Below are 12,966 nucleotides of genomic sequence, written 5' to 3' on the forward strand. Positions count from 1 at the left end.
ATCCGTTAAAGAGTGATTCCCAGGGACTGACGCAGATAGGCGCCAGCACCCAGTAAACCCGGCTGCGAATGGGTAATTACGTAAACGGGAATGGCCTCCAGATGTTCTTTAAAACGCCCTTTGTCTGCAAAAGCCTCGCGGAAACCAGAGGCTTTAAAAAACTCAAGGAAGCGAGGCACTAGGCCACCGGCAATATAAACACCGCCGAAAGTGCCAAGATTGAGCGCCAGATTACCGGCAAAGCGTCCCATCAATACACAAAAAAGGCTCAGTGCCCGATGGCAATCATGGCACTCTCCAGAAAGCGCGCGATCTGAAATCTGCTTGGGCGTTAATATTTCAGGCACCCGATGATCGGAGGTCACTAAACCCTTATAGATATTAACCAGTCCCGGTCCGGAAAGCAGCCTTTCCGCTGAAACATGCCCCAGCTCGAGCCGCAGCTGCTGAATCAGCGCATCCTCTTGCTCAGTACAACTCGCCATATCCACATGCCCTCCTTCACCCGGTAAACTTAACCAGCGATCGCAAGACTGCACCAGATGTGCAACGCCAAGCCCCGTGCCCGCCCCGTAGACAGCAATGGGTTTACCGGAACGGGCTAAACCGCCTCCCAACTGAACTTTGTCATCAGCACCAAGCACCGGAATCGCCATCGATACCGCAGTAAAATCATTAATAATAGTCAGCTTTTTTAGGCCAAGATTTTCCTGCATCTGTTTGATTGAAAATGCCCAGCTATGGTTAGTCATCGAGACTTGATCCCCATCAATGGGACAGGCGATGCCAATGCATGCCTGCTCAATACGCAACGATTGTTGATCCAGATAGACTCGCACCACAGCCTCCAGAGAGGGATAATCAAGACCTGAATAGGTCAGAGAGTGAGAAATGCTGCCCGTTTCCAGATCACATAATGCCAGACGTGCATTAGTGCCGCCCACATCGCCGACCAAACTAACCTGTTTCATCTTATTTTCCTTATTAGAAACTTATTATTCATATATCCGGTATTCTTTAACACGGCTTAATGAGCAGTGCAAAAGACTCATAGGGTGCAAGCGCGAGTGACTCGCTTAACTGCTTACGCGGCGCATAATTGCTAATCAGGCATTGCCCTTTCAATCCCTGCAGTGGTTTTGGCAAGGTCAGCTCCAGCGGCTCATTCGTGAAGTTATTAATAACGATAACTTTCTCATTACCTAACTGCCGCTGGTAGGAAAATACCTTTTTATGCTCAACAAACAATGGCTGATAATCACCATAGACCATTACCTCGTGGGTCTTGCGCAACTGAACCAGTTTTTGGTAGTGGTAAAAAATGGAATCAGGATCATCCAATGCCGACTCGACATTAATTTCGGTATAATTTGGATTGAGCTTAAGCCAGGGGTTACCATCACTAAAACCGCTGTTAAGGCTGCTATCCCACTGCATAGGTGTGCGGGCATTGTCACGACCATTTTCATGGATCCCCTGCATCATATCCTCATGCGAGACGCCCGCTGCAATACGCTCCTGATAAAGATTCAGGGTTTCAATATCCTGATAATCCTCAATGGCATCGAAATGCACATTGGTCATGCCTATCTCTTCTCCCTGATAGATATACGGTATACCTTTGAGGAAATGCAGCGCAGTCGCCAGCATTTTAGCGGACTGCACGCGGTAGCACCCCGGATCGCCATATTTTGAAACCGCGCGCGGCAGATCATGGTTATTCCAGAACAACGAGTTCCAACCACAATCAGCAAGTTCAGTTTGCCACTTGCTGATTACCTGCTTGAACTCCAGCAGATCAAACGGCCGAGGTTTCCATTTACCTTGCTCGGGATCAAAGGTGATGGTGATATGCTCAAACTGAAACACCATGGAGAGTTCATCGCGGGCCGGATCGGAATACAGCTTGGCAGTCTCCGGGGTTGCGCTCCACGCTTCACCGACGGTCAGTAAATCGCGCCCACCAAAAGTTGCTTTATTCATCTCTTGCAATAGTGGATGCAGGCGCGGCCCGTTGGTCATAATCTGCTTATCCACATCCTTGCCAATCAAGTCGATCACATCCATCCGGAAACCACCTATGCCACGGTCTAACCACCAGTTGATCATCTTATGCACCTCTTCCTGCACCTTGGGATTATCCCAGTTTAGATCCGGCTGCTTTTTAGAGAACTGGTGGAAATAATATTGCCCCGTAGTACCATCAAACTCCCAAGCACTGCCGCCAAAATAAGATTTGAAATCATTCGGCGCTGAGCCATCGGCTTTTGGCTCACGCCAAATGTAATAATCGCGATAAAAGTTATCTTTAGATTTTCTTGACTCAATAAACCAGGGATGCTCGTCACTGCTGTGGTTGATCACCAGATCCATAATAATACGGATATCACGTTTCGCAGCTTCAGCAATCAGCTTATTCATTTCCTCTAACGTGCCGAATTCTGAGGCGATATCCTGATAGTCGGAAATATCATAACCGTTATCATCCATCGGAGACTTGAACACCGGCGATAACCAGATAACATTAATGCCTAATTGCTTGAGGTAATCAAGTTTACTGATGATCCCCGCCAAATCGCCTATGCCATCATGATTGGCATCCATAAAACTATGAGGGTAGATCTGATAAACGACGGCATTATGCCACCATTTTTTATCTGATTCAGGTACTGTGCCAGTCTCATTTTTTTTAGCATCCATTGTCATCACAATTGTCATCGCTATTGTCCTTGAAAATAACCGTGCAGATTGATCTTGAATAGGCACTATCATAAGCAGCAACTAACATAGACTGAAATGCTATTTTCTCGCATCTTTCATAGAAAAAATGCATATCACTCGGAAGAAGTGTGATCTTTGGCAGATTTTTCTGCCTATTATTCGCCTCAAGCTGATTGAAAAATGTGACCTAAGCTACAGAAAAATTCCCCTCGACTGAGAAACGCGATACAAACGGAGGGAACAAAAAAGGCTGGAGAGCCGAAAAGGCTGGATGGCTAAAAGGCTGGAGAGTAAATCATTTTTTCTGAGTTGACCAATACGATCAACCGTCGATTGGTGGCTATGTGTAACACTTTTACCACCATAGGGAGCGTCGCCACAAAGAATTGCTCGGCGAACACAGCTGGTAATTCGTCAAAAAGGTTTGGCTGTCCTTATTTAGCATTTAGCGATGGCCAACGGTTATGTTGCCGATGACAACTTCCAAAAACAACCGTCTTGATCTTCATTAACAATAAATAATGCTTCACTGAGTTTATTAACTTTTGAATTTATTCTATAAACCTGCCATTTTAAGCTACCTCTCATCCAGGATATTTTCCATATATGAGTTGTCCTAATAAATGTAATTTTTGCAACGGATGAATGAAAGAAACCTTGTTCATTGTGAGTACTAGGATGAATCTCAAATAACTCGATACTTTGATTATCAAATATATAACTCAGATCAAAACCATTCTCAGTAGCTTGCCTTCTCCGACTTTCAATAAGGTTAGCGACCAAATGCTCATACTTTTTTCTTTCCGTTTCAGTAAACGCCATCATGCACCTGTAATAAAAGTTAGAGTAAAAATTCGCCGTTACTCGTTCACATACTCGGCGTGGGAACGAGTAACGTCTTAATAGCAGGAAAAATTTGGTTGGCTAAAATACGAGTTCAGTCAGATAGCCAGTCGTATTTTTACCTTGTTGATTAACTTATCGCTGTCATTTATGAGTAAATACTTTCATTATATTTATTACCCAATTTACTAAATAAGCTAGGCAGTAAATATTGCTCTTTAACTGAGTTGTTATTCTTATTCGCTTCTCTAGAAATATTTACAAGCAAATTATCTATATCACCCAAAGTTAAAATGATGTTTACTCTTTTAAATTTTGGGCGTTTTTTAAATAATTCAATTTTGATTAATTGTAATTTTTTCAATTGAACACTACTTGCAAGTTGATAATCAAAAATTAAATTAAACTCTTCTGCACTTAAAGAAAACTTAAGATCCTGATTATGTTTACTCATTTGGCATAGTTCCTTACATCTAATATCTTATTAGAATAAATAACTCCGTATTTCTGCAAGAAAGCACCCGTTTTTTTAGAAAATCAAAACCCCAAAAGGTTGTCAATATAAACGATTTCTTTTAAACATTTCATAAAAAAGCTCCAAGCATTTAAACAACTTGAGGCTAACAATACAAACGGAAAAGTTTCTGGCTATCCTGCTTTTTTTTATTGTTAGCTAAATTTAGAAAGGCAATATCTCATCTGTGGCAAGATCTGATTTATTAAGTTCAAATTCCATTTCTAGCACCTCAGATTTAAATTTACTAAGTTCGAATTTTTCCGACAAATACTTACTAGCATCTTTTTGAATTTTACACAGCCTCATAAGCTTGTCGATTTCAATTGTAAAATATCCATTGAACTGTTGAAAATTAGTATAATCAGATTCATCACAATAAGATAAAAGATTCGCAATCATTAGTTTATTATTAGCTAAGAATTGCAATATATTTTTTTTAGCAAAATCAGAATACTCTACATATAAAACTGATGATAATGTATCACCCCAATATATCTCTTTGATTTCTCCTGATTCATCTACACACACTTTTGAATCACCCCCTATTAATTTAAGCAATGAAAGATAATTGATATTTACTATTGATTTACTATTTAAGCAAAGAGCCTTTTTCTTATACGGAATTGAAAAATATTTTGTATAGTTTCGTTCATCTATAGTTTCTAAAAATGATAATGTATTTTGCCATTTTCTAAATTCATCAAAATCGGTTATGACTAAATTGTAAAAACTTTTTTTTCTACTTTCAGGCAATCGAAAAATAAAGACGGAAGCAAAATATTCTTGAATACTTTTATGAGTAAATGAGAAATAATTAAATCCATCTCGGATTATCAATGCAGTTATGCTAGTAATATCATCAATAAGAAGATCTTCAATATTCTCAGGTAATCTTTCAAGTTTTGCTGCTCTTTCGAGATAACCTTGAAATTGCAATACAGGAAACCGAGTGTTGTTATCATGAAGAGATAAAAAACTGATTGAATCAAATAAACGCTGCATCTGATAATCAGTTAGCCCTGCTTTTCTTTCTCGCTCAAAACCGATCTTCATTCTGTCATGGCGATAAAGCATAGTAGGGAATATTAGGCTGTAAAATTCAGCTAGACTATCTGGTTTGAACTGACGCGTATTATATGTGATTGTAAATAATGTGAGTAACAGTGGAGTGGTTGTAATTTCTGAAATAAAACTACTATTAGATAATATATTATTTATACTTTCTGATTGTCTATCCGCCTTATATAGATGCTTCACAAAATCTTGTTGTGTTACTAATGTCATGGGACTAATCTTTTTTTTAGAAAAATAAAATGATGAGCCCATACCAGAATCAGGTCTAGATGATATAACTACTCGTAGTTTTGGATACGTGCGAACTATTGTTTCGAGTTCTCGTGCAACTCTTTTTCTTTCATTATTAGGAACTTCATCAAATCCATCTAAGAGTAATAGTATTTTTTCTGATTTAGCTAGAAAGTCAAAAAGAGTATTGTCTAATTTGACACCTAAATCTTCTATAGCATCCATTATTTCCTCTTTAAGCTTATTTTTATACCTGAGATTCCTAAACTCAATAAAAATAGGAATATAAGAATTCCCAGTACCTTCTTTTAAACACAGTTTTCTCAGATATAAAGATTTACCTTGTCCTGGCCCTCCCTCAACTAAAACTTGTTTATCGCCAAATTGACTAAATGATTCTATATATTCATCATTAAATAAAACTGCCTGATCAAAAAATATATCAGTTAAATGTACGATAGAATCAGGATGTAATATTGTTTTTACTTGACCTATACGAGCAACATTATCTTTAAAATATTGAAGTTTATTAATTGCAAAAGCTTCAGAAATCTTCTCTTTAACTTTTCCTGTTGCAGACTTAACCAAGTCATCGACTAAGCCATCAAGTCCACCCGTTGCTTTTTTAATAATATCATCGAGCATGAGACTCTCCGTATTAGGTGAATGATGTAGTTTGCATAACGAGGCTACATAATTTCTATTTTTTCAGAAAGAACACATTTTCCATAAACTTAATAACCTTTTAAATCAATAAGTTAAATATTTTAAATGTTTATAAAAAGTGGGTTATTTTCTACAGCCTCAACGCCTTATTAAGCAGAAAATAATGGTTGCCGTATAATCACACAGCGATGGCCAAATGTTATTTGTGATCCTCCCCCAATAAAAGGGACACATTTTTTTCACGCTGCTATTGCTTCATATTCTATCGGTGAGCAATAATTTATTCCAGAGTGCATTCTTCTCGCATTGTAATATTTGTTAATGTACCCGCCAAGTGTTGCACGTAACTGAGCATCACTTTTAAAAACATTACCACGAATAACTTCTGTTTTCATTGAATGAAAAATGACACCATGTGGGCATTATCCGTACATTTTCCTGCACGGCTCAAACTATGTACTATCCCATTTTTTTTCAATGCTCTTTGATAAACTTGACCGCGATATTCAACACCTCTATCAGTATGTAGCATGAGCTTCTCTTGCGGTTTTCTCTTTTTAATGGCATTCAGCAAAGTACGTTTTGTCACATCCATGGTTCTATTTTTATCTAAACCCCAACTAATAATACGTCGAGAATACAAATCCATTATCACCGACAAATAACGCCACACTCCTTTTACTTTTAAGTAAGTCACGTCCGCAACCCATACTTTATTGACAGCATCAGGTACTCCGCCATCTTGGCGTAAGTTTTCTCCTGTAACGAGAAAGCGTTTATACGCCGCCGAACGTGTTGTCACGCGCATCACTCTAGCGATCAGGCCAAGTGCAAGATACAAACGCTCAACGCGCTTCTTACCTAGGTTGTACCCTTGCTTTTGTAAGGCCTTAAATATGCGAGGACTTCCGTAGCGCCCTTTATTCTCAGTGAATATTTGCTGAATCTTTACCTTTAATTCATCATCCTCAATTGAACGTTCACTTGGCTGACGCTTTCTCCAATCGTAATAACCGCTTCTCGATACACCAAGTAGTTCGATTAAAGCTGTAACACTTATTTCTGCTCTGAGTTTTTCGATGAATCGATATCGTCCTGATGTTCCTCGGCAAGAAACCGTTGCCACTTTTTTAGGACGTACAGCTCCTCCTTAAGCTTTTTATTTTCACGCTCGAGTTGTTGTTCTCTGGTAAGTTGCTTTGTTACTTTGTTACCTTCGATTGATCCGCTACTTTTTTACGTTTATCAGCCACAATAATTCCTTCACGATATTCTTTTCTCCATCGTGACAGCATAAATGGGTGGATGTCGAGATTTTCTGCAACACTTTTAATAGTGACACCCACAACAAAACTGAGTTGTACTGCATTAACTTTAAACTCATTTGAATACTTCCAAGTTCGCCTTGGATTGTTGTACTTTGGCATAAGACACCTCATCTTTAATTAGATTTTGGTGTCCGTTAAAGCGGGGGAAGATCATTGTCCTTTTAAAGGGCTTGTTATACAACGACTTCCATTTTAGACGATCTTTCTTCTATTTCAGCTAGCGATAACTTACCATGCCTTTTGAATGTTTCTTTTGTTGCTACAGAGGCATTTGATGGTTTATTAATACCTGCTACTGATTTATAATTTGAAACTTTAGCACTAATATTTCCAGCGTCTAATTTAGTTTTCAACGCCATGTTTTTGCAATATTCTATCTGTTTATTTCTAGGAAACCCTTCTAATTCTAACTTTTTAAATATTGCTAAAGATCGTAATTCATTTAGCTCATTCCATTCTGAATTGTCTCGAAATGACATTGCAACCTCCAAAATTAAAAAAGTGTATAGCATCTTTCAAAAGAAATAACCCCGTGTTTCCACAAGAAAGCATCTTATTTTTTTGATTATTACTTGTTAATACTGCACTTTAAATACTTTTAATTCAATGCGATAAATTAAAATGTAAATAAATTATCTTGGTGACAGGCGGAATTATTCCGTATTTACGCTGAAAACACTGAATCAAAATATCACCTAATCAATCTGTAGACGAATTTTCAGTAGACAGCTGACAGCAGGAACAATTATTAGCATCACTGCGCCTTGTCGTTTTACCGAGTTAAAGCAGCGGAAATTGGTGCGCGGAGCCCACCCTACGGACTGTTCTGTTATCTGTAGGGTGCATTTTATGCACCGCAAGCAACGGTAACCAGTGCGCAAAGCGCGCACTCTGCGGGCTAATTTAGATGAAAATAAACGAGCAATACTGCTCAAGTACCCGTCAAAAATAAACACTGAATTTTAATTGAAATTTTCGATGAGGTTGCATAAGGCTGGAGTGTATAAGTCAGGGCATATTTTTTAAATCATGCCTTAAAAAAAACCTCAATACAGGGTTGAGGTTTTTTAGTTTTTATAAGCCGTTATTTAGTTTCTTGCAGTTTAGCTGTTGCAGCTTCTAATTTTGAAAAATCTAAATTTAATTCTTCAATGGCTTGTGTGAGTAAATCCGGGTTGGTCATCACTGTCATCAGCAGCGGTTGCAGTTTATCTTGAGGAATACCTAAGGTTTGAATGATAGTCATTGCAGCTAATGGATTTTCCGTTAAAGCTTCAAATACTTCCGTGATTTTCTCATCAGTTACGTTGTGATCTTTTAGGGTTTCAATAATTGGGTTCATCAGTTTTTCTCTTTAATAGGAATTCGCGACAATTTATCTTATTCTCACACTAATTGCGATATTATCTCATATTATAATTTGCTTCACGGCAGTCAGGAAAGATTCTAAAATAGCCGTATTTGATCTGCGCTTAGTTGTAAGTTTGGTTAAGGCTGAATCTAAAATGCAATTTAGAGTGTTAAATAACCGTTAAGCCCACCAAAAAAGTAACAAACACTGTTATCTTTCGAAAAATGAGTCCTATCAATAAGTACATATAGTCTAAATGACTGAGCAGCACGGGTGATGGTTCTGATCGGGAAAAAATAATTGACTGCAGTAACGCTAAAGCAGTGTCTGGTTTTATTAAAATACTGGGCTTTATTAGCCTAGGATAAAATGGGTATATAAGCTCAGCACAAATGCGTAGAATGTACCTTATATTACTTTAAGCAATGAGCAGCAATATGACGATTCCAACAACAGAAAAATCAGTCACCCGCGCCCTATTAATTTCTATTCGCACACCTGATGTCAGCCTGCAGGAAGTGGAGGAATCATTAGCTGAATTAAGCCGTTTAGTGAGCACCTTAGGTTTTTCTGTGGTAGCGACTAAAACGCAGCGACAAAGATCGACCAAACAGCTGTCAGTATTGGGCTCCGGAAAACTGGAAGAATTAGCCGAATTAACCAGTGAGTCTGAAGATCAATCGCAGTTAGACTTTAACCCGGATGAATTAAGCGCATTAATAGCCGCAGGCGACATTCAGGAACAGGCAAATGTGGCGGTCTTTGATTGCGAACTGAGCCCCAATCAAATACGCCATGTTGAAGCGGCATTAGGGGTAGAGGTTTACGATCGTACCCGCGTGATTATTGAAATCTTTAGTAAACACGCACGGACCCGCACCGCTAAACTACAGGTAGAAATAGCGCGACTTAATTACTTAACACCCAGATTACGTGATGAAAACAGTGGCGATCGCGAACGTCAAAAAGGCAGTTGGATAGGTGAAAGTGCCTTTGAAATTAACAGTCGCCGTATTCGCGATAAAATAGCCGATCTAAAACGTGAGATAAAAAAACTGCAGGAAGAGATGCAGGGCAGGCGCAGTAGTCGTGTCGAGCAATTGTGTGTGGCGTTAGTGGGTTATACCAATGCCGGAAAATCATCTTTAATGCGCGCCCTGACGGACTCGGAAGTGTTAGTTGAAGATAAATTATTTGCCACCTTAGATACCACAGTACGTACCCTGCAGCCGCCAACACAGCCGCGAATTTTAATATCAGACACCGTGGGTTTTATCAAAAAGCTGCCCCATGATTTAGTGGCCTCATTTCATTCAACTCTGGAAGAAGCAAAAGATGCGGATTTATTGCTTTATGTGGTCGATGCCTCGGATGAAAACTTCACGGCTCAATTAGCCGTTGTTGATCATGTATTAGCAGAGTTAAATGTCGATGCCAGCAACAGACTATTATTACTGAATAAGGTCGATTGTATCAGTGAAGAGCGCCAATTAGCGCTGCTAGAGCAATACCCCGATGCGCTGCAAATTAGTGCGCGCAATAAAGGTGATGTCGCCCTGGTACATCAGGAAATTCAAGATTTTCTGGAAAAGAAAATGTGCCCCGCCTGTTTTCATATTCCCTACACTGCCAGTGGGGTGATGGGCGAAATTCACAGTAAAATGCAGGTAACAGATGAGCAATATCATGAAGATGGTATGCGTATAACCCTAAAAGCGACCCCGGTTGCCTTGGAGCGACTGCATAAAATGCTGCAAAGCTCTTTTTAAGACTAAGTTACAGCCTAAACCACCAGCTAAATCAGGTGGTTTAGGCTTTATAAACTCAAGTAAAAAAACGGGTCAAAAGACCCGTATTTTTAGCCTGATAAAAATCACTCATGTGATGCCGCAATAAATTACCGCTTAATATTTACCCCTTAACATTCACCCCTTAACATTGATCACTTTAATAATCACTTCGGTAAAGCGTGTCTTCGGTTATATCGTCAATGCTTGATGTGCCTATCATCGCCATGGTGACTTCCAGCTCTTCTCGAAGTACCCGCAGCATATGGGCAACCCCTAAAGCACCAGCCACTGCCAGCGCATAAAGCTGCGGCCTGCCGACCATTACGGTATTTGGGCCCAGAGCAAGCGCTTTATAAATATCGGTACTACGCTCAATCGCACCATCGGCAATAAATAATAGGGTAATCATTTTTTGTGTAATCAAAGAGATACGCAGTAATCCGGCCACCTTAATACTGCGCAGTGTGGTTTGCAGTTGCGCAACATCAAGCTGCACATCCACTTTAACCTGCACAGTGAGCTTTGCGGATCGCCTGCTTGTGTTACCATCAGTCGCAATTGTTCACTAAGATCCGGCGTTACGATTAACTTTCCATTGAGATATAAAATGCCGTTTTCTGTGACCAGCAACTTGGCAATATTTTTTTCTGCAAAACTTGCTCACTAATGGAATCAGGCGAATCAATTTTCTGCGGATTCGAACGCTGAATTTGCCCAGCCACCATAAAAAAATAAGCAACAGAAACACTACGTTGATCAGCGGGATCAGATTTTCATCGCTTGCAGGTGGCCGCTTAGCCATTTCGGGTATTAACATCAGTCTATAACTCCCGCAAGCGAGAACTGTCTGGCACCCCTTTTTTTTTAAAGTTATCAAGTAGCGTAAATAATGCCTGCGTGCTTACCTGCTGTTCAACTTCCAGTGCAAAACAGCCTGAGGATTATTTGCAATCAGCTAAGCCAGGGCGTTTAAGTTAGTCACTTTTTAGCGCTTAGCATTAACGCTAAATTCATTACCATCACGGTGTAAGATCACTCGAAAAAGCTCATTAGACGCTTGCTGTGATGCTGCGCTGGCAGGTAATCGAATAGCCTGCCATTTGGCAAAATTCGATGACAGCATACAAAACAGCAGCAGAATAAAGACCACATCAATAAAAGGAGTCAGGCTAATCGCTTGTTTGCGTTTTGGCAGATTCAGATCAAGTAGCATTTTGCAGCACTTGATCTTGATTGATACTGAGTAGTTCTGCGGTTTGCTGAGTAAACACCCGGGTTACATAGCTGTTCATGCTATTGCTTATCCGCTCAACTTTTCTGTCCAGCAAGTGATAGGCCGCCACAACAGGGATAGCGACCGCAAGCCCCACCACAGTGGTCAGCAGTGCTTGCCAAATCTCCCCCGATAAAATGGAAGGATCGACCTGATTACCCGCGGCTTCCATTTTCTGAAACGCACTTATCATACCCAGCACAGTGCCCATCAATCCCAGCAAAGGACTGAGGTTGGCAATCACCTCAAGGGGACGCAGCAGCATGCAAAACTGGTTGATTTTATCCGTCGCCTGACAACTTAACGCCTGCTTTAACAGCGTCAATGACTGCTGCTCGCGCATCCCTGCCATGGCATCTTGAACCAGCATCGACACCGGACGACGAGTCTTTAAACTGCTTTGTGCTTTGCTTAACGGCCCCTGCTGCCAGTAACTGAGTGCCAGCTCGACATCTTTAATATTTTCAGCCTGCAGAGGAAAAAACAGCCATAACTTAATAAGAACAATACTTAGGGCCAACATGGAAAACACCCATAGGATCCACACAACTGGCCCGCCTATTTTAAGCAGATTCAGAAGCGGATCAAGCATATCCAAAAGCATGCTGCTATCAACATTGCCAAGCGCAGCTGAAGCCTGCAGTCCATCGACAGAGTTTAATGTGGAGAATGTGTGGAGAAAGTGTCCGTCATTGCAGTATTGCTTTGATCAACAAGGGATTTTAAATCAACCGAGCCTGAACCATCGGTGAGTGTTTGCTCCGCTCCTCTCGGTGAATCAGAAACATTACTAATAGTCGCTTTCTCAACACTGCTCTCTGGACTTCTTTCTGCAGTGTTATCTGTAGTGTTATTTGAAAAAACGTTGCTGGATTCACTCGATGACATAACTGCGTCAGACAAAATTTAACCTCCATAAATAAAGAAAATGTAAACGAAAATTTTGCTACTTTAACCATGCGGCACAGCAGAAAAGTCCAATGCGTAACAGAACCATCTTTGTAATTAATGCTCGGATAGAAAGCAGTGTAGATAATAATGAAAATCATTCGTAAGTGCAGATAATTATCATTTGTATTGAGAGGGTTATGATACGGAGATTTGGCCAGACGCTTTACCTTGATCAGTTTAAATATTAAAAATATTAATATTCATACGGTTAAAGAATTTTC

12 protein-coding genes and 1 pseudogene are annotated in these 12,966 nt (G+C 40.0%); 1 reads left to right on the plus strand and 12 read right to left on the minus strand.

Annotated features, from left to right (window positions below; genetic code table 11):
- Nucleotides 1-5 precede the first annotated feature (5 nt).
- The 8 genes and pseudogenes from glk to PING_RS12305 all read right to left on the minus strand — a co-directional run bounded on the left by glk (nucleotide 6) and on the right by PING_RS12305 (nucleotide 8,722).
- Nucleotides 6-971, minus strand: a complete 966-nt coding sequence (glk, locus tag PING_RS12265; RefSeq protein ID WP_011770679.1) for a glucokinase — start codon at nucleotides 969-971, stop codon at nucleotides 6-8.
- A 46-nt stretch (nucleotides 972-1,017) separates the two neighbouring features.
- Nucleotides 1,018-2,718, minus strand: a complete 1,701-nt coding sequence (locus PING_RS12270; RefSeq protein WP_011770680.1) for a glycoside hydrolase family 13 protein — start codon at nucleotides 2,716-2,718, stop codon at nucleotides 1,018-1,020.
- Between the two features lie 465 nt (nucleotides 2,719-3,183).
- On the minus strand, nucleotides 3,184-3,546 hold the full coding sequence (locus tag PING_RS12275; RefSeq protein ID WP_011770681.1) for a DUF3024 domain-containing protein: 363 nt from the start codon (nucleotides 3,544-3,546) through the stop codon (nucleotides 3,184-3,186).
- 166 nt (nucleotides 3,547-3,712) lie between these two features.
- Nucleotides 3,713-4,018, minus strand: coding sequence for a hypothetical protein (locus tag PING_RS12280; protein ID WP_011770682.1), 306 nt, complete (start codon nucleotides 4,016-4,018; stop codon nucleotides 3,713-3,715).
- A gap of 225 nt (nucleotides 4,019-4,243) precedes the next feature.
- Complete coding sequence (locus PING_RS12285) at nucleotides 4,244-6,031, minus strand: NACHT domain-containing protein (protein WP_011770683.1); 1,788 nt, start codon at nucleotides 6,029-6,031, stop codon at nucleotides 4,244-4,246.
- Between the two features lie 260 nt (nucleotides 6,032-6,291).
- Nucleotides 6,292-7,479 (minus strand): annotated as a pseudogene (locus PING_RS12290) (IS3 family transposase).
- A 74-nt stretch (nucleotides 7,480-7,553) separates the two neighbouring features.
- Nucleotides 7,554-7,859 carry a hypothetical protein gene (locus PING_RS12300; protein WP_041766458.1) on the minus strand — a complete coding sequence of 102 codons (306 nt, stop codon included), beginning with the start codon at nucleotides 7,857-7,859 and terminating at the stop codon, nucleotides 7,554-7,556.
- 605 nt (nucleotides 7,860-8,464) lie between these two features.
- Nucleotides 8,465-8,722 (minus strand): DUF2999 domain-containing protein, encoded by a 258-nt coding sequence (locus PING_RS12305; protein WP_011770685.1) that lies wholly within the window; start codon nucleotides 8,720-8,722, stop codon nucleotides 8,465-8,467.
- A 446-nt stretch (nucleotides 8,723-9,168) separates the two neighbouring features.
- On the opposite strand from PING_RS12305, the gene hflX reads away from it, so the two are divergent.
- A complete protein-coding gene (gene hflX, locus PING_RS12310; RefSeq protein WP_011770686.1) occupies nucleotides 9,169-10,500 on the plus strand; it encodes a GTPase HflX in 1,332 nt (443 codons plus the stop codon).
- Between the two features lie 178 nt (nucleotides 10,501-10,678).
- Here the strand turns inward: hflX and PING_RS12315 are convergent, their stop codons facing one another.
- From PING_RS12315 to PING_RS12335, 4 genes are all read right to left on the minus strand, one after another.
- A complete protein-coding gene (locus PING_RS12315) occupies nucleotides 10,679-11,035 on the minus strand; it encodes an alpha-hydroxy-acid oxidizing protein (RefSeq protein WP_041766460.1) in 357 nt (118 codons plus the stop codon).
- Between the two features lie 471 nt (nucleotides 11,036-11,506).
- Complete coding sequence (locus tag PING_RS12325; RefSeq protein ID WP_041766464.1) at nucleotides 11,507-11,734, minus strand: ExbD/TolR family protein; 228 nt, start codon at nucleotides 11,732-11,734, stop codon at nucleotides 11,507-11,509.
- Nucleotides 11,724-12,317 carry a MotA/TolQ/ExbB proton channel family protein gene (locus tag PING_RS12330; protein ID WP_011770687.1) on the minus strand — a complete coding sequence of 198 codons (594 nt, stop codon included), beginning with the start codon at nucleotides 12,315-12,317 and terminating at the stop codon, nucleotides 11,724-11,726. The genes PING_RS12325 and PING_RS12330 overlap by 11 nt, the downstream gene beginning before the upstream one ends.
- Nucleotides 12,318-12,451: 134 nt before the next feature.
- Nucleotides 12,452-12,697: a hypothetical protein gene (locus tag PING_RS12335; protein WP_041766467.1), complete on the minus strand. Its 246-nt coding sequence runs from the start codon at nucleotides 12,695-12,697 to the stop codon at nucleotides 12,452-12,454.
- Between the last annotated feature and the right edge of the window lie 269 nt (nucleotides 12,698-12,966).

This window comes from Psychromonas ingrahamii 37 (assembly GCF_000015285.1).
Classification (GTDB): Bacteria; Pseudomonadota; Gammaproteobacteria; order Enterobacterales; family Psychromonadaceae; genus Psychromonas; species Psychromonas ingrahamii.